This is a genomic window from Pseudomonas fluorescens (assembly GCF_001623525.1).
Taxonomy (GTDB): Bacteria; Pseudomonadota; Gammaproteobacteria; order Pseudomonadales; family Pseudomonadaceae; genus Aquipseudomonas; species Aquipseudomonas fluorescens_Q.
Genome location: NZ_CP015225.1, coordinates 449,047 through 464,097 on the forward strand (window position 1 = coordinate 449,047; position 15,051 = coordinate 464,097).

At 58.2% G+C, this 15,051-nt stretch carries 16 protein-coding genes; 8 read left to right on the forward strand and 8 right to left on the reverse strand.

Going from position 1 to position 15,051, the window contains the following annotated elements; genetic code table 11:
* Nucleotides 1-145: 145 nt before the first annotated feature.
* From TK06_RS01915 to TK06_RS32610, 3 genes are all read right to left on the reverse strand, one after another.
* Nucleotides 146-712: an RNA 2'-phosphotransferase gene (locus TK06_RS01915; protein ID WP_086936753.1), complete on the reverse strand. Its 567-nt coding sequence runs from the start codon at nt 710-712 to the stop codon at nt 146-148.
* A gap of 235 nt (nt 713-947) precedes the next feature.
* On the reverse strand, nt 948-1,199 hold the full coding sequence (locus TK06_RS01920; protein ID WP_063320568.1) for a hypothetical protein: 252 nt from the start codon (nt 1,197-1,199) through the stop codon (nt 948-950).
* Nucleotides 1,196-1,471: a hypothetical protein gene (locus TK06_RS32610; RefSeq protein ID WP_063320569.1), complete on the reverse strand. Its 276-nt coding sequence runs from the start codon at nt 1,469-1,471 to the stop codon at nt 1,196-1,198. Before TK06_RS32610 ends, TK06_RS01920 begins: the two co-directional genes overlap by 4 nt.
* Nucleotides 1,472-1,765: 294 nt before the next feature.
* Between TK06_RS32610 and TK06_RS01930 the strand changes: the two genes are divergently transcribed.
* Nucleotides 1,766-2,533 (forward strand): SDR family NAD(P)-dependent oxidoreductase, encoded by a 768-nt coding sequence (locus tag TK06_RS01930; RefSeq protein WP_063320570.1) that lies wholly within the window; start codon nt 1,766-1,768, stop codon nt 2,531-2,533.
* 58 nt (nt 2,534-2,591) lie between these two features.
* Here TK06_RS01930 and TK06_RS01935 read toward each other — a convergent pair whose 3' ends face one another.
* On the reverse strand, nt 2,592-3,470 hold the full coding sequence (locus TK06_RS01935; RefSeq protein WP_063320571.1) for a LysR substrate-binding domain-containing protein: 879 nt from the start codon (nt 3,468-3,470) through the stop codon (nt 2,592-2,594).
* Between the two features lie 191 nt (nt 3,471-3,661).
* Here TK06_RS01935 and TK06_RS01940 point away from each other — a divergent pair, with 191 nt between their 5' ends.
* The 3 genes from TK06_RS01940 to TK06_RS01950 are packed head-to-tail and all read left to right on the forward strand — an operon-like array spanning nt 3,662 to nt 7,734.
* Nucleotides 3,662-4,939, forward strand: coding sequence for a ribulose-bisphosphate carboxylase large subunit family protein (locus TK06_RS01940; RefSeq protein ID WP_063320572.1), 1,278 nt, complete (start codon nt 3,662-3,664; stop codon nt 4,937-4,939).
* Nucleotides 4,940-4,942: 3 nt separating this feature from the next.
* Nucleotides 4,943-6,334 carry a four-carbon acid sugar kinase family protein gene (locus TK06_RS01945; RefSeq protein ID WP_063320573.1) on the forward strand — a complete coding sequence of 464 codons (1,392 nt, stop codon included), beginning with the start codon at nt 4,943-4,945 and terminating at the stop codon, nt 6,332-6,334.
* A 56-nt stretch (nt 6,335-6,390) separates the two neighbouring features.
* A complete protein-coding gene (locus tag TK06_RS01950; protein ID WP_063320574.1) occupies nt 6,391-7,734 on the forward strand; it encodes an MFS transporter in 1,344 nt (447 codons plus the stop codon).
* A gap of 216 nt (nt 7,735-7,950) precedes the next feature.
* On the opposite strand, the gene TK06_RS01955 is transcribed toward TK06_RS01950, so the two are convergent.
* Both TK06_RS01955 and TK06_RS01960 read right to left on the reverse strand, forming a co-directional pair.
* Nucleotides 7,951-9,516 (reverse strand): GMC family oxidoreductase, encoded by a 1,566-nt coding sequence (locus TK06_RS01955; protein WP_063320575.1) that lies wholly within the window; start codon nt 9,514-9,516, stop codon nt 7,951-7,953.
* A gap of 58 nt (nt 9,517-9,574) precedes the next feature.
* The gene (locus TK06_RS01960; protein WP_063320576.1) at nt 9,575-10,348 is read right to left on the reverse strand and encodes an alpha/beta hydrolase; all 774 of its coding nucleotides are present in this window, start codon (nt 10,346-10,348) and stop codon (nt 9,575-9,577) included.
* An 87-nt stretch (nt 10,349-10,435) separates the two neighbouring features.
* Between TK06_RS01960 and TK06_RS01965 the strand changes: the two genes are divergently transcribed.
* A complete protein-coding gene (locus TK06_RS01965; RefSeq protein ID WP_063320577.1) occupies nt 10,436-11,875 on the forward strand; it encodes an HD domain-containing phosphohydrolase in 1,440 nt (479 codons plus the stop codon).
* 21 nt (nt 11,876-11,896) lie between these two features.
* On the opposite strand, the gene TK06_RS01970 is transcribed toward TK06_RS01965, so the two are convergent.
* Nucleotides 11,897-12,805, reverse strand: a complete 909-nt coding sequence (locus TK06_RS01970) for a LysR family transcriptional regulator (protein WP_063320578.1) — start codon at nt 12,803-12,805, stop codon at nt 11,897-11,899.
* A 105-nt stretch (nt 12,806-12,910) separates the two neighbouring features.
* Between TK06_RS01970 and TK06_RS01975 the strand changes: the two genes are divergently transcribed.
* The 3 genes from TK06_RS01975 to TK06_RS33160 all read left to right on the forward strand — a co-directional run bounded on the left by TK06_RS01975 (nt 12,911) and on the right by TK06_RS33160 (nt 14,357).
* Nucleotides 12,911-13,243 carry a nuclear transport factor 2 family protein gene (locus TK06_RS01975; RefSeq protein WP_063320579.1) on the forward strand — a complete coding sequence of 111 codons (333 nt, stop codon included), beginning with the start codon at nt 12,911-12,913 and terminating at the stop codon, nt 13,241-13,243.
* Nucleotides 13,237-14,013 (forward strand): SDR family oxidoreductase, encoded by a 777-nt coding sequence (locus TK06_RS01980; RefSeq protein WP_063320580.1) that lies wholly within the window; start codon nt 13,237-13,239, stop codon nt 14,011-14,013. The genes TK06_RS01975 and TK06_RS01980 overlap by 7 nt, the downstream gene beginning before the upstream one ends.
* 218 nt (nt 14,014-14,231) lie before the next feature.
* Nucleotides 14,232-14,357, forward strand: coding sequence for a hypothetical protein (locus tag TK06_RS33160; RefSeq protein ID WP_259332198.1), 126 nt, complete (start codon nt 14,232-14,234; stop codon nt 14,355-14,357).
* Here the strand turns inward: TK06_RS33160 and TK06_RS01985 are convergent.
* Nucleotides 14,351-14,962 (reverse strand): glutathione S-transferase family protein, encoded by a 612-nt coding sequence (locus TK06_RS01985; protein ID WP_063320581.1) that lies wholly within the window; start codon nt 14,960-14,962, stop codon nt 14,351-14,353. The two genes, TK06_RS33160 and TK06_RS01985, sit on opposite strands and share 7 nt — an antisense overlap.
* Between the last annotated feature and the right edge of the window lie 89 nt (nt 14,963-15,051).

A 15,051-nucleotide genomic window follows, 5' to 3' on the forward strand; every position in this document is an offset into this window, starting at 1 on the left:
ATCAGGCCGGCCAGCGTCGGTGAAACGACGACTACCGGCCTGTGGCACTGCATCGAGCCACAACACGGGTTGGGGCTTAACGGAACGTCCAATGGGTAACTGGTTTACCTACGGGCGCTAGGCCAAAGGTATAACACGGACCCATTCATGTATGAGTTTTATCCTCTACCGTCTTCAAGTAGGCCGCAGGTACCGACTCCACAAGCCAAACGCCGTTGTCCGCCTGAAAGAACCGAACCCCTGCCTGTTTCATACCCTGTACATCAACAGCGAGTAGAACAGGTTGTCCATAGCGCTTGCCGACGGCCATTGCCGTTTCGGGACTTTCAGTCAGATGGACATGGTGCCGACTGCCTGGGATCAAGCCCTGCACCTCGATGGAGGCCATGAAGCGGCTGGCGGTTCCATGATAGAGCTGGGCAGGTGGTGTTTTTTCGACGTGTTGCACCTGGACTTGCCCGGTGCTGTGACCTTGTGCGGCTCGAATGCGTTGGCCATCTTCAGAGAGCGTGAAACGCTTCTTTTCGTTGGTCTCGACCACCTCGTGCAGCATCTGGTAGTCGAAGGTATGGCCATGTTGGTGGGCGTTCGAAATCAGATTATCAATGTCGGCCCAACCGTCGCGGTCCAGGACTAGCCCCATGGATTCGGGGGCGTGGCGTAGTACGTAGCTGAGGAGCTTGCTGATGTCGTCGCGTTGTTTCTTGTTCAAGGAAAGGTCCGTTTTCATTAGCTGATTGCAAATAGTACTGTGCTTGGTTGTATGGCGGCACTCAAACGAACGTTGCCCGCAGGCCGACGCGGGCAGTTTCGTCGGCTTTGGCGCACAAGGTAAGGGATTCCCACGGTTTCGCAGGCGTTGTGATGGCTGCGCGGGGAAACGGCGTATCGACTGATTTCGGGGGGCGTGAGGCAGGCGCATGATGAAATCACTCGCGGCAGTCTTTCTACCGCGCTTGATAGTACTGCGCTCTACGCCTGGCTTCTTCCCGCTCCATTTCTTCATAATGCTTGCGTTCTTCCCGCTCCCTCGCTTGATGGCGCTCGCGGTGTTTCCTGTCTGCTGCTCTATCCATTTCGCGCTGGTGTTCCCAGTGACGCCTGTTTGCCTCTCGATAGTCCTGGTTCCGATCACCGGCAAATGCGCCCGCTGAGGTGAAGCCAATCCAGGCGAGTACAAAAATGGCAGCCATTTTCATGTGATTGTCTCTCTAGCGCAGAGGTATGCAGGGGGTGCCATTTGCGGCTTCCGGTAGACCATAAGGATGGTCGCAAGTGCACTGCTTTGGGTTGAGAGGGGACGTTCCAAGTGGGCGCCAACGTTAATGCCGTTGTAGCCACTCGGGATGCCGTCATATATCAAGTTGTCGATTTCAAAACCGCGCGCCTTGTAGATCTGCCGACCAGGACCAGAGGAAAAGTCCAGGAACAAACCGGGCGTCGCCTTGACCACGTCGTTGATGTCGGTCATCGGTTTTCATGTGGTGGAGCGAGGGTTTCCGATCCGTCGGGGTGTAACGCATTGAGAATGCGTTGATGCGGAAAAACCTGAGGTGCGGAGCATGAATGCCCAGGGGAGCAAGTCTCTGCGGCTAATTAATCCAGATGCGTTGCATCTGGGCTGAGGTACTGAGACCAGGCACGGCGGTCAGTGAGTTTTTGTGACAGCCGAGCGAATTTTTATCGATTGCTGGATTGACAGCGCCTTCTTAGGATTTCCACTGACCAACTGGGCTTGGCAACGATAATAAAAGAGGAATTCTCGATGACGCTTGCAAACAAGAAAGTCGCCGTAATTACCGGCGGCGCTATGGGTATCGGAGCGGAAGCGGCAAGTGCGCTGGCGAGTGATGGCCACCATGTAATCATTTGCGACATCAATACCACCGAGGCCGAACGTTTCGCGCAACAGCTGCGTGACCAAGGTTTCTGCGCCGATGCCTTCCAGATCGATGTCGGTACACCTGCCTCTGTGTCTGCTGCGTTCGAATGGGTTGAGGCCAAGTTTGGGCGCTGCGATGTGTTGGTCAATTCTGCAGGCATCGCCAAGACCATGCCTTTCCTGGAATTTGATGCCGATGTCTTCAACCGGACAATGCTGATCAATGTCACGGGCACGTTCTTGTGCTGCCAGCTGGCGGCACGCATCATGCGTAAGCACGAGTTCGGTCGGATCATCAACATTGCCTCCGTTGCCGGGATGCGCGCAGTGGGCAAAGGCCGGACGGCCTACGGCACATCAAAAGGTGCTGTGATCGCGCTGACAAGGCAGATGGCCGTCGAACTGAGCGAATACGGAATCACCGCAAATGCCATCGCCCCTGGACCGGTCGATACGCCGATGACCAAAGAGCTGCACAGCGATGAGTTCCGTAAGGCTTACAGCAATGCCATCCCAGCGAAACGTTATGGCACCACGCGTGAAATCGCCGGAGCAGTCAGCTATCTGGCGTCTGACGTCTCAGCTTACGTCAACGGAATTGTCCTGCCCGTGGATGGTGGTTTCCTTGCGTGGGGCGCTGGCGATATCTGAGTTGCGCTGATACGAATAAACGGGGTGCGTAATGACTAGGCACTCCCTGTGCGGCTGATCATTCGGCCGCCATTTCTTCTACGATCCACTTCACCAGGTCTGCTGTGTCGGCCCGCGCTCTGGCGTTGGGCGAGATCCACAGCACCAATTTTTCCGGGCCTTCAACACAGCCAAACGGGGCTACCAGCGCGCCGCTCTCCAGTTCCGCTTGCACCAGCATCCGCGGCACACAGGCAAATCCCAAGCCGACCTTAGCCGCTTGAATCAGCAGATAGAAATGCTCGAAGTATTCCAATTCAGGGGGATCGGGCATGGTCATCTGCAACGCTGAATACCATTCTTTCCAAGCATGCGGGCGAGTCTTGGTAGCCAGCAGCTTTTTGCCGCTCAAGTCGCTCACTTGCTGCACACCTGAAGCCTTAAGGTAATCAGGCGAGCATATAGCCCCAATCCATTCATTGGCCAACGGGATCGGCGCGATGCCGGGAGGTGGGTCAATGCTTTCCAAGCGTATTGCGACGCTGACGCCATCTTGGACAAAGTCGATTGGACCGTGTCCGGTTCTCAAGCCCAGCTCCATCGTCGGAAAGTTGCTGTGCAACCCGGCAAGCCTGGGTAGCAACCAATGCATCATGATCGACGCCGAACATGACAGCTCCAGCGGTTGAGGGCGCACTTCGTCAATACTTTGCTGGATCAAGTTGAATGCGCGGCTCAAGCCAGCGGCAAGGCGCGCGCCTTCTGGAGTCAGTTTAGTGCCATGCGCATTGCGCGTGAGCAAGACGACCCCCAGCACATCCTCAAGCGTCCGAATGTGTCGGCTGATAGCACCGTGAGTCACGGAAAGGGCATCAGCGGCTTCGCCGAAGGTGCCTTTCCTCGCAACCATTTCGAAAGCTCTGAGTGCATTGAGAGACGGTCGCGGAGGGGATGACATGTGCGCACCTCGTGAACAGGCCATGGCGACCAGAGCGCCGGTCGAATCAGAAGCCTAATGTGAGTTTTTCTCAACTTAGCGGGAAATCATATCGTTAGCCCGTCAGCAGGGTCAATGTATATTCGAGGTGAAGGCCGCCCCTGCAAAAGCGGCCAATGAATATAAAAAAAGTAGAGCCAAGGTGATTATCGATGGTCGATCAAACAGCCGGGCGCGAAGAGTTTACGGCCCGTTTCTTCGTAGAGAGCAGTTACCCGATTGAACGGGTCGGCGAGGTCATCGCTGGCGAGCAATCCAGCGGTACATTCATTGCCTTGCCCGGCGAATCAGCTGAGTTGAAAGAGCGTTCACGGGCCCGTGTGGTGTCGGTCAAGTCTCTTCCAGCGGTCACCAGCGCTTCGTTACATAGCGAATACCTGGCTAGGCACAATCCTTCGGCGACGTACTATCGCGGCGAAGTTGAAATCGCTTTTCCAACGGCCAATATTGGTCCGAATCTTCCTGCATTGCTGACCACCATTGCCGGCAATCTATTCGAGATAGGTGAAGTCAGCGGTTTAAGAGTGCTCGATGTCGATCTTCCGGCAACATTTGCCGCTGGCTTCTTGGGCCCACAGTTCGGTATTGAAGGGACTCGTAAACTGTGCGGCGTTCATGACCGTCCAATCATTGGCACCATCATTAAACCCAGCATCGGCCTGACACCTGAGCAGACCGCTACCGTGGCCGATGAGCTGTGCGCGGGTGGTATTGAGTTCCTCAAAGATGATGAACTCTTGATCGACCCGACCTATGCATCCTTCGATGCGAGGCTAAATGCTGTCATGCCTGTACTTCACAAGCATGCAGATCGCCTCGGCAGGATGCCAATGTACGCGATCAATATTTCTGGGAGCATTGATGAAATGCTTCGCCGCCACGACGCCGTGCTGGAGTCGGGGGGGACCTGCGTCATGCTCTGCCTGAACTGGGTTGGGCATTCGGGGGTCGAGCATATCCGCAAGCATTCCCAACTACCTATTCACGGCCATCGCAACGGCTGGGGTGCCTTTACCCGCAATCCACAGCTGGGCTTTTCGTTTGAGGTCTATCAGAAAATCTGGCGCCTGGCTGGCATCGATCATCTGCACGTCAATGGCATTCAGAGCAAATTCTGGGAACCGGATGACTCAGTTATTGCCTCGGCACTGAGCTGCCTGACCCCGTTTTCGGGCGTCCAACCGATCCTGCCGGTCTTCTCTTCCGGCCAATGGGCTGCGCAAGCGCCAACGCTGTTCGAAAAGCTGCAGTCGGTGGACCTCATGCATCTGGCGGGTGGTGGAATTATCGGCCATCCCCTAGGTATCGGTGCCGGCATTCAGAGTATGCGCGAAGGATGGGAAGCGGCAACTCAGGGCATACCCCTGCAACAGTATGCAGAGGGCAGACCCGCACTAACCGCCGCCTTGGCAAAATTCGGAGGCGTATAAATCATGCGTTCAGCCAATACGCCCAGGCTTCGTCTGGTGTTTTACGGTGATGATTTCACCGGCTCGACCGATGCTCTGGAAGTCCTTACCGCAGCCGGCCTGAGATGCGCACTGTTTTTGACGCCACCGTCGCCCGAGTTGTTAGAAGAGCTGGGTGGTTTTGACGCCATTGGCATCGCTGGCGATAGCCGCGCGTTATCCAATGCTGAAATGGATGAAGTGCTTCCAGACCTATTCGAAGCAATCAAGCGCCTGTCCCCCGATCTTGTGCATTACAAAGTTTGCTCCACGTTCGACAGCGCTCCCGACGTGGGCAACATTGGCCATGTCATTGAGCTCGCATCACGCGCCTTTGGGGTCAAGGGGGTGCCGATCATCGCGGGTAACCCGGCCCTGGGTCGTTACTGCGTGTTTGGCAATTTGTTTGCGTTGTCCAAGACGGACCACTGTGTACACCGGATCGACCGCCATCCCGTCATGCGGGCGCACCCCATCACGCCTATGGGAGAAGCCGATCTGAGTGTCCATATCGGCCAGCAAAAGCATTTATCGATTGCCAAAATCGACATCCTTCAGCTTGACCAAACTGCCGACCTGACTTCCTTGGTCAGCCAAGCTTCTCTGAGTCATGACTCGGTTCTGATCGACGGCACTACCACTGCTCATATGACCCTTGCAGGAAAAGCACTCACGGAGATCTCTAGCCGCTCGGCGCCGTTATTCGTGGTTGGCTCTTCAGGTGTCGAGTATGGATTAACGCAGCACTGGCATTCGGTGGGGCTGATAGATGCCTACCAAACTCAGGTCATTGCGCTGCAGCCCGCCAGACAAGTGTTGGTCATTTCTGGAAGTGCGTCCCCGTTAAGTCGCGCTCAAATCGATACCGCTATCGCGAGTGGATTTGTCGAACTGGCGGTGGATGCGGCAGCGATCCTCGCAGAGTCACATAAAGGCGGGATGGTCCAGGATGTGGTGGCGACGGCAGTCGCGCACCTCAAAAGCGGACGCTCCGTGCTGATCCACACGGCAAAAGGTCCGGATGACCCGAGAATCGAACAGATGATCGACGCGATGACCGCCAAAGGACTGCTTCGTGACGAGGCAAAAATCCGCGGCGGTAAGCAATTGGCTGTCGAAATGGGCTACATCGTCCTGGACATTCTTAAGGCGTATCCGCTCGAAAGACTGGTTATATCCGGCGGTGATACGTCAAGTCAGATCACCAAGATTCTCGCCCCTGATGCATTGGTCATCAAATCCGATCTCTCTCCCGGTGCGCCCCTCTGCCAGGTGCGCTCAAACAAACCGTACTTGGACAACCTGGAAATCGCCTTGAAAGGCGGGCAGATGGGTGACCAGGACTACTTCGTAAAAGCGCTCACAGGTAGGCGCTAACTTCCGTTCCAGGACAGGAACACGCTTGCATATTTACAATAACAACAGGTGAAACTATGCAAACCTCACTCTTAAGTAACAGCGAGACTCATCATGAACATGTTGATGATGAGAAGAAAAAATCCATGAAAAATGTTGTTGCCGGAAGTCTCTTCGGCACAGCGTTAGAAACCTATGACCTCTATTTGTACGGTACCGCGGCGGCGCTGATCTTTGCTCCTCTGTTCTTTCCTGGCACTGATGAAGCTGTCTCAAGACTCGCCTCGCTAGCGTCCTTCGCCATATCGTTTGTCGCACGGCCACTGGGTTCGCTGGTGCTTGGACATTTCGGCGACCGGATAGGCCGCAAGAAATTGCTCTACCTCACGCTGATCATCATGGGCTTGAGCACCGTCGGCATCGGCTTGCTGCCTACCTACGCGAGCGTAGGAATCTGGGCACCCATCATGCTGTGTGTGCTGCGCTTCATCCAGGGCTTCGCTTTTGCCGGAGAATACAGCGGTGCAGTGCTCATGCTACTTGAGCATGCGCCCCGGCGAAAACGTGGTTTTTATGCAGCCATCAACAATATTGGTCCGGTGTTCGGATTCATCGCCTCGGCGGGGTTGCTGCTGATCGTCAGCAGTTTATTGTCGGTGGAGGATTTCTATAAGTGGGGATGGCGCATCCCATTCATTGCCAGTCTCGCCCTGTTGGTCGTTGGCGTCTTCGTACGGTCTAAAGTTGCCGAATCTCCGGTGTTCGAAAAGACCGCCGAAAAACGCGCGGTAGCCAAGGGGCCGGACCTATCACCGGCCATGCGCCTGTTCACCAAGTACCCTAAACAGTTACTTTTGGTCGCAGGTGCCAACATTTGTCATTTTTCGACATTTTATCTTTTTACCGTGTTCGCATTGAGTTACGGTCAGAAGGAACTGGGCCTTTCCAATGCCTTTGTGCTCGCGGTAGCGATGGTAGCCATTTGCACGCACCTGGTAATCGTTCCCTTCGCCGGCGCAATGGCCGATCGACTGGGTCGACGCACCATGATGTTGATCGGCTTCGCGGTGACTGCGCTGGCCGCGTTTCCCTTCTGGCATCTATTTTCCACAGGCCAGTTCCTACCCATGGTCTTGGGCTCATGCCTGTTCATGGCCGGCTACGGCCTGGTATACGGTGCTGTGCCTTCATTCACCGGCGAGGCATTCGGACCCAGCGCACGATTCACCGGGTTCGCCATGGCCACCAATGTCGGTGGCATCATCGGTGGCGGCACGGCACCCATCGTCGGCGCCTATCTGCTCAGCCATTATGGCTCGCCCTATGCCATCTCGGTCTACACGGTAGTGCTCGCGGCAATCTCTGCCTTGTGCGTCTACCTGTCAGCCGAAACCAGAACGATCAATATCACTGACGAGTAATGACCCCCGCGTGCGGCTTGTCCACATGTGCCGCACGCTTGTTCGACTCGGCAAGCGTAACGCCCTCCAGGCATAAGCGGGTGCAGACCACATTTATCAGTAAGCGGGTCAGACCACGTTCATGAATCGTGGTCTGACCCATACCCTCCTGGCGAATATGATGATTCGAACAGCACCGGTGGCATAGGAATCCGGTGTCTCGAGAGGTTCGTGGTTTTAACTGGCCAGAGTGATCACACTCTGGGCAGCGAGGACGAGGTCTGCTGCCCGCTCGCCAATGACCACGCAAGGCGCCATGGTGTTGCCGACGGTGATTCGGGGCATGACCGAGGCATCCGCGATCCGCAATTTCTCGATGCCATACACGCGCAACTGATGGTCGACCACAGACATTTCATCTCGGCCCATTTTCGCGGTGCAGGACGGGTGCCAATAGGACACGGCGGAATTGCGGATGAACTGCTCCATGGCGCGGTGCGCTTTCGGCCCGGGCACCACCTCGCGTTTTACCAGGTCGTTGAAGGTTTCGCTGTTCCCGAGTGCCCTGCAGAGGTCGATCGATGCAAACGCCGCCGCCATGTCCTCGGGCGCGCTCAGCGAGTTCGGCTCGATGAGTGGAGCATCCGACGGCCCGGCGCCCGATAGGCGCAGGCGCCCTCGACTGACAGGCCTGGCCAGCCCTGCGAACATCGTCCAACCCTGTTGCGGTGGCTGGATACCCACTTCAGCAGGAGAGGGCACCGCAAATTCAAGCTGGCAGTGCAGCAGGTCTGGCGCGTCCAGGCGACTGTCGCTTTTCCAGTACAACGTGGTTTCACAACCGCCGCCACCAACCGCCTGGGGTTGCAGGTACTCCCAGGTACAGCCAAAGGCAACATGATCCTGAAGATTCTGACCCACACCGGGAAGGTGACTGGCCGGGACGATGCCATGGGTGCGCAGTTCACTCTCCGGGCCGATGCCTGACTGCATGAGCACCTTGGGCGTGTTCACCGCGCCCATGGACAAGACGACTTCGGCTTCGGCATAGAAGCAGTGCCGTTGCCCTTCGATGATCACTTCGACACCGACAGCTCTTGTGCCCCTAAGCAGGACACGGGAGACCAGCGCGCCGGTGAGGACGGTCAGGTTCGGTTGGTGCAGCCGTGGTCGGACATAGGAATCGTAAACGGATTCGCGCCTGCCCTGGTTGATGCGTAGATCGGTGATCGCAGCCCCGCCGGGGCCTTCCATCATCGCTCCGTTGGGACTGTCATATCGGGGGATACCCAGGCGGCTGGCCGCTTCCAGGGTTGCCCAGGCGAGGGGTTGAGGCGAGGCCGGCTGCTCGACATGCACGGGGCCACCTGAACCACGCCGTGCGGCATCCGGGCTGCCGTGCCAGTTCTCGATCCTGCGGTAGTAATCCAGCACCGAATCGTATCCCCAGGCGCAGTCGCCGGACTCGGCGGCGAAGTGATCCCAGTCCGATCGATGCCCGCGTGCCCAGACCATCACGTTGATGCTGGAGCCACCTCCAAGCCCCTTGCCCATGTTCAAGGAAAGACGACGCCCGTTGAGGTGCGGGTTGGATTGTCCTGCGAATGCCCAGTCGCGCTCTGAACCGAGGTTCAGCGGCCACTGCGCCGGCTCTGCAACTTCAGGGCCGGCGTATTCGTTGCCTGCTTCAATCAACAACACGCGTGCGTTGTCCTGTTGGGCAAGGCGGGCCGCAACCACGCAGCCGGCCGTACCCGCACCACACACGATGAAGTCGTAGTTCCGATCACGCCGATGATTCATGCGTCCGTCCATATCGATGCAGCGGCTGGGTTCAGGGTTATCCGGGGGGCCGCGGCGATCACTGTTCGCCAACGCTTTTCACGGCATCGAGAATCACCTTGGCCACTTCGGCTGGCTGCGACTGCTGGGGCACGTGGCTGGTGTGCACCTGCGCCAGGGTGGCGCCGATACGCTTGGCGGCGGAGCGCTGGACATCGGGATGGATCATCCGGTCCTCGGTGGCGAGCAGATACCAGGACGGTTTGGTCTTCCAGGCAGAGACGGTCGTTTTGTCCTCGAACGCGGATGCCTTGATGGGGCCTTGCGTCGCGGTCATCACGGCGGTCTGCGCCGCTGGAAGATCCTGGGCGAAGTCCTTGGCCATGCCTTCCGGGGTCAAGTAGAGGAAACCGTTGCCGTCAGCCTTGATCTGACTGATACCCGGGGGAGTGGGCGCGCCTTTGCCTTGTTCGCCGCTGGTTTGACCGGCATCGGGAGCGAAGGCGGCGACGTACACCAGGGCACGGACTTTCTTGTCGCTGCCGGCCTGGGTAATCACGGTGCCGCCCCAGGAATGACCGACCAGCACGACCGGGCCCGGCTGATTGTCCAGCGTTCTTTGCGTGGCAGCGACATCGTCGGCAAGCGAGGTGAGCGGGTTTTGCACGACCGAAACGGCGACCCCCTTGGCCTGCAGAAGCGGCACGACCTTGGCCCAATCGGAGCCGTCGGCGAATGCGCCGTGTACGATGACCACCGAAGGCGTTGTATCTTGGGCCTGGCTGATACCGGCGGCCAATGTGCTTGCAAGGGCGAAGGCGACGGTGACGGCTTTTGATCTGAATGTTTTCATGGCATGAACTCCTGTGTGGGGGCTCAATTCTGCTGACTGGCCTGCTTCGTGGGCATCGGTCATTTATCCGACCCCAAGGCATTTTTCATGGATAGTGCGTTGCAACTGGACATTTCATTGAGCGCGGCGCTGCAGGCGATCGGCCAGGTCGGGGACCTCAGCATGGGCCAGCCACTCGGGCATTCCCGACGCGTTGCCGCACTGGCGCGCAGTCTGGCGCAGGCCTCACACGGCGATGGCGAGCACCTGAGGGTGGCGGAGCAGGTCGCCTTGCTGCGCTGGTCCGGCTGCACCGCCAACGCCGAAGGGTTTGCGGATCTGCTCGGTGATGACGTCGATGGCCGCCGCGCGATGCTCGACCTGACCCTGAGCAAAGAGGCCATGAACGCGGTGCATCAGGCGACCCCGCTGGCCGTTGTGCACTGCGAGGTCTCCGGCGAAGTCGCGAAAACCCTCGAACTGGGGGCCGCTGTCGAGGCAGGCTTGTGCCGCGTATTCGAAACCTACGATGGGACTGGCCGGCCGCTGGGCTTGACCCATGAGCACATTCCGGAGGTCGCCTATCAGGTGGTGCTTGCCGGTGATCTGGATATTCTCAGTCGAGCACATGGCTTGGACGCGGCGCTGCGCTGGATCCGCGACCAGTCGGATCGGCGCTATCCCGCTGCCCTCGCGTCGTTGCTCATGGATAACGCCAGGGCGTGGCTGGCAGACCTGGATGGCCGCTCTCAAAACCCGGTCCATGGGGAGGCCGAACGCTCCGTCTCGCTGACCTTGGTGGGGGACGTGATTGACTTGAAGCTACCCTGGCTGGCGGGGCATTCGCGGCGGGTGGCGCATGTCGCCATGGAGACTGCGCGCTTGTGGGGGCTAGGTGAACCCACCCTGATAGCGCTCGGAAAGGCGGCGCTTGTCTACGGTCTGGGTCGGGCAGCCGTTTCCAACCAACTCTGGAACACCGCCGGGGCGCTGCCTTATAGCGCCGCGGAGCGGGTGCACCTGGTTCCCTACTGGACGCAACAGGCGCTGAGGCCTATCAGTGAACTGGCCGTGCCTGCCGAGATTGCCGCCCATGCCTACGAACGGCTCAACGGCAGTGGCTACTTTCGAGGTGTGATGGGGGATGCACTGTGTGCCGAGCATCGACTGTTCGCCACTTCCGTAGCCTGGGTCGCACTCAGGGAAGCCAGGCCCTGGAGGGCGGCCTACGGCGAATCGGAGGCGGCCAGACTGCTGGAGCAGGATGCCGCCAGTGGTTTGTTCGACAAGGCTGTATGCGAAGCGGTTATCGCCGCTGCACGTGGCGAGCGTCGGACTCATCAGCCGAAGAGTTCGTTACTCACCGCACGGGAGTGTCATGTGCTCCTGGAAATCAGCCGTGGCGCCAGTAACAAGCAGGTGGCGCGACTGCTTGACATCAGTCCGAGCACCGTTCGCACACACATGGAAAGCATATTTCGCAAACTGGAATGCTCGACCCGAGCTGCCGCGACTCTGAAAGCATTGACGCTGGGCTTGATCTCCTGATGCCAAGGCGCGGCAGATCGATCATTCTTGGGCGGACGGATTGGCGCGAGCCAGGGCGATGAATGCCTTGACCGCGGCAGAGGGGTTGCGACGGTTCGGGTAGTACAGGCAAAGCTTGTCCCTGGGCGGTGTCCAATCTTCCAACACTCGCTCGAACTGTCCGGCCTGGATTTCATCCTGAACGTCCTGCTCCATGAAAAAGCCGAGCCCCATGCTTTCCTGCACCACTGCCTTGACGACGCTCGGTTCATCGAGCGTGAGCGGGCCGCTCACATCGAGCCTGGTCACTTCCCCATCGCGCTCGAAATGCCAAGGAAAAATCGCCCCATTCGGCAAACGAACACGCAGGCACCGATGGTTGAGCAGATCAGGCGGCGTCCGTGGCCTACCGTATTGCTCGAAGTACGCCGGTGTACCGACCACGGCATACCGCTGCGGCAGGCCGAGGGGGATCACGATCATATCGCTCGGTACGAGGCTCGCGGAACGGACGCCGAAATCGAAGCCGTCAGCGACGATATCCACCAGGCGGCCTTCGGTGACAAGGTCGATGTGTACCTTCGGATGATGCCGCAGGAATTCCATCATCAACGGCAGCAGTGCCGCTCGAGCTGCGCTGGCGAACGCATTGATGCGCAGCGTGCCCGAAGGACCGGCATTGTGAGATCGCACCGCGTCGAGCGCAGTACGCAAATCCTGCAGGGCCGGCCCCACCTGCTCCAGAAAGATCCTGCCCGCTTCGGTAACGGCCACGCTACGCGTCGTACGATTGAACAACCGCGTTTCGAGGCTCGCTTCCAGCTTGGCGATGGTGCTGCTTAGCGCGGTGGTCGAGACATTGAGATCGATGGCGGCTTGTCGGAACGAAGCCCTGCGGGCAACCGCTAGGACAGCGTCCAGCTCGCTCAGGCCTAGACGAGTATCTGACATGAATTATCCTGGATTTTGGGATAGGCCATAAAGTTTATCCCAGTTGAGCAAACTATCGGTCAGGTAGCAAGATCGCTCCCAGCAATCCATCCAGGAGACCGGCCAATGAGCCTTCAGCTTCCCGACGTCGTTGAGACGTACTTCAATATCAGCAATGGCGGCGACGTATCACAGCTTGCGAGCTGCTTCTGCCCACAGGCCACGGTGTTCGATGAAAACCAGACGCATGAGGGCATTCAGGCCATCGAAGCTTGGCAACAGGAGGTCCGGCGGACGTTCTCCTTTGACGTTCAACCTTTGCAGGCGCTGCTGGGGGAGGGCAAGTTGACTGTCATCGCACGGCTTACTGGCGATTTTCCTGGTGGCCCGGTTCATCTGAGTCACGTCTTCACTCTGGAGGGCGATCGAATAGGTGCTCTGGAGATCACGCCATGCTGAACCTTGGCTTGAGTGGTAAGCGAGTCCTCGTCACCGGAGGCACCAAAGGCATCGGGAAGGCTGTAGTCGAGCTGTTCCTGGCGGAGGGCGCGCAGGTGCTTACCTCCGCTCGGAAGGCAAGCGGTACGCTGTCGGATAACCTCTTGGTCCAGGCCGATCTTTCGACCCGGGAAGGCTGTGATGCGGTCGTCGCCGCGACCAGGCAGCGATTGGGCAGTGTGGACATCATTGTCCACGTCCTGGGTGGTTCCTCGGCACCCGGCGGCGGCTTCGCGGCACTGGACGAAGAGCAGTGGCAACGTGAGCTCAATCTGAATCTGTTTCCGGCCGTGCGTCTGGATCGCGCCTTGCTACCGGATATGCTGGAGCGAAAGGAAGGGGTCATCCTCCACGTGACCTCCATCCAGAGTCGGCTGCCGCTGCCGGAAGCTACGACAGCCTACGCAGCGGCCAAGGCTGCGCTTTCGACTTACAGCAAGAGCCTATCGAAAGAGGTTTCGCCCAAGGGCGTCCGTGTTGTCCGGGTTTCGCCGGGCTGGGTGGAAACCGAAGCCTCGGTCGCCTTGGCCGAGCGACTCGCGCAGGAAGCCGGTACTGACTATCAAGGCGGCAAGCAGATCATCATGCAAGCCCTGGGAGGCATCCCGCTCGGGCGCCCCTCGTCCCCGTCAGAGGTGGCCGACCTGATTGGCTTTCTGGCTTCGCCGCGAGCTTCATCTATCACGGGAAGTGAGTTTGTGATCGACGGCGGAACGGTGCCGACGGCCTAGGCGGTTGTTTCGGCCGAGACATTACGATGCATCCCGGCGCTGAGCGAGGACGCAGGAACCAGTCAAAGTGTTTTGTGATCAACGGGCTCACGATAAAGACAATGAGGCTTACGGTGATCGGCGTTAGAACCAGTGTTCGATGCCACACAGCCCAATTGTCGGCCAGCGGACTCAATGCGTAGAGCAGGAGCGTCACGATGGGGTAAACGAATACAGTCATGACGATTGCCATTCTGATTCTGGAGGGTCTGATCGGAACGAAGACGGGGCCGTCGTTTGCCTTCAGTCTCTTTGAGTTGCAGTTTATGGCCTTGGGCGTGTTCAAATCACTGGCCTCTCAGTAGTCGGCGCTCGTCCGCTGGCGAAACTTCTTGTACCAGGCGTCAAGGCGCGGGTGAGCGGAGCCGAAAGGGTGGTCGAATCTCTCCCGGCATGTTTGAAAAATTGAAAATACCGTGCAATCCACGATCGAAGGCTTGTCTCCTGCCAGGAACTCGTTATCTCCGATCGTCGTCTCCAGGACATCCAGTATTTCGGTGACGTACCCAAAGAGCTTTTCAGCAACCTCCGGTGACGGGGACGGCTCCTTGGCAGGAAAGGATGGGGTCACGTTCCACAGCCAAAGCTGAGCCCGGACTACCAGATCAGTGCCCAGGCGTTCAAGCGACCGTATCTTTGATCGAGAAATGGCGTCCGTCCCAATCATCGGCGTGTCGGGATACAGCTCCTCCAGATATTCGACGATGGCGGCGGAGTCGGTGATGGGCACACCTTCATCGGTGAGGAGTGTCGGGGCTCGTCCGCTGGGATTGATTGCGAGGTATTCGCGCGACTTGTGCTCTCCGCCGGCGTAATCAAGTTCATATCGCGGAACGTCAATCCCCTTTTCGCTCAGGTAGATGATAACGCGCCGCGGATTCGTGCCCTTTTGAAATTGGTAGAGGAGCATACGATCCAACCTCCCGAGTTTGACATTCGATCACTTCGTGCCCCAGAGATTACCCGCAATACATCCTGTTACAATGGGGCATTTATGCT

Coding starts and splice junctions, on each gene's coding strand:
- TK06_RS01975 (WP_063320579.1), top strand. CDS start 12,911: ATGAGCCTTCAGCTTCCCGACGTCGTTGAGACGTACTTCAATATCAGC.
- TK06_RS32610 (WP_063320569.1), bottom strand. CDS start 1,471: ATGACCGACATCAACGACGTGGTCAAGGCGACGCCCGGTTTGTTCCTG.
- TK06_RS01945 (WP_063320573.1), top strand. CDS start 4,943: ATGCGTTCAGCCAATACGCCCAGGCTTCGTCTGGTGTTTTACGGTGAT.
- TK06_RS01950 (WP_063320574.1), top strand. CDS start 6,391: ATGCAAACCTCACTCTTAAGTAACAGCGAGACTCATCATGAACATGTT.
- TK06_RS01920 (WP_063320568.1), bottom strand. CDS start 1,199: ATGAAAATGGCTGCCATTTTTGTACTCGCCTGGATTGGCTTCACCTCA.
- TK06_RS01985 (WP_063320581.1), bottom strand. CDS start 14,962: ATGCTCCTCTACCAATTTCAAAAGGGCACGAATCCGCGGCGCGTTATC.
- TK06_RS01980 (WP_063320580.1), top strand. CDS start 13,237: ATGCTGAACCTTGGCTTGAGTGGTAAGCGAGTCCTCGTCACCGGAGGC.
- TK06_RS01965 (WP_063320577.1), top strand. CDS start 10,436: ATGGATAGTGCGTTGCAACTGGACATTTCATTGAGCGCGGCGCTGCAG.
- TK06_RS01930 (WP_063320570.1), top strand. CDS start 1,766: ATGACGCTTGCAAACAAGAAAGTCGCCGTAATTACCGGCGGCGCTATG.
- TK06_RS01970 (WP_063320578.1), bottom strand. CDS start 12,805: ATGTCAGATACTCGTCTAGGCCTGAGCGAGCTGGACGCTGTCCTAGCG.
- TK06_RS01955 (WP_063320575.1), bottom strand. CDS start 9,516: ATGAATCATCGGCGTGATCGGAACTACGACTTCATCGTGTGTGGTGCG.
- TK06_RS01960 (WP_063320576.1), bottom strand. CDS start 10,348: ATGAAAACATTCAGATCAAAAGCCGTCACCGTCGCCTTCGCCCTTGCA.
- TK06_RS01935 (WP_063320571.1), bottom strand. CDS start 3,470: ATGTCATCCCCTCCGCGACCGTCTCTCAATGCACTCAGAGCTTTCGAA.
- TK06_RS33160 (WP_259332198.1), top strand. CDS start 14,232: ATGACGATTGCCATTCTGATTCTGGAGGGTCTGATCGGAACGAAGACG.
- TK06_RS01940 (WP_063320572.1), top strand. CDS start 3,662: ATGGTCGATCAAACAGCCGGGCGCGAAGAGTTTACGGCCCGTTTCTTC.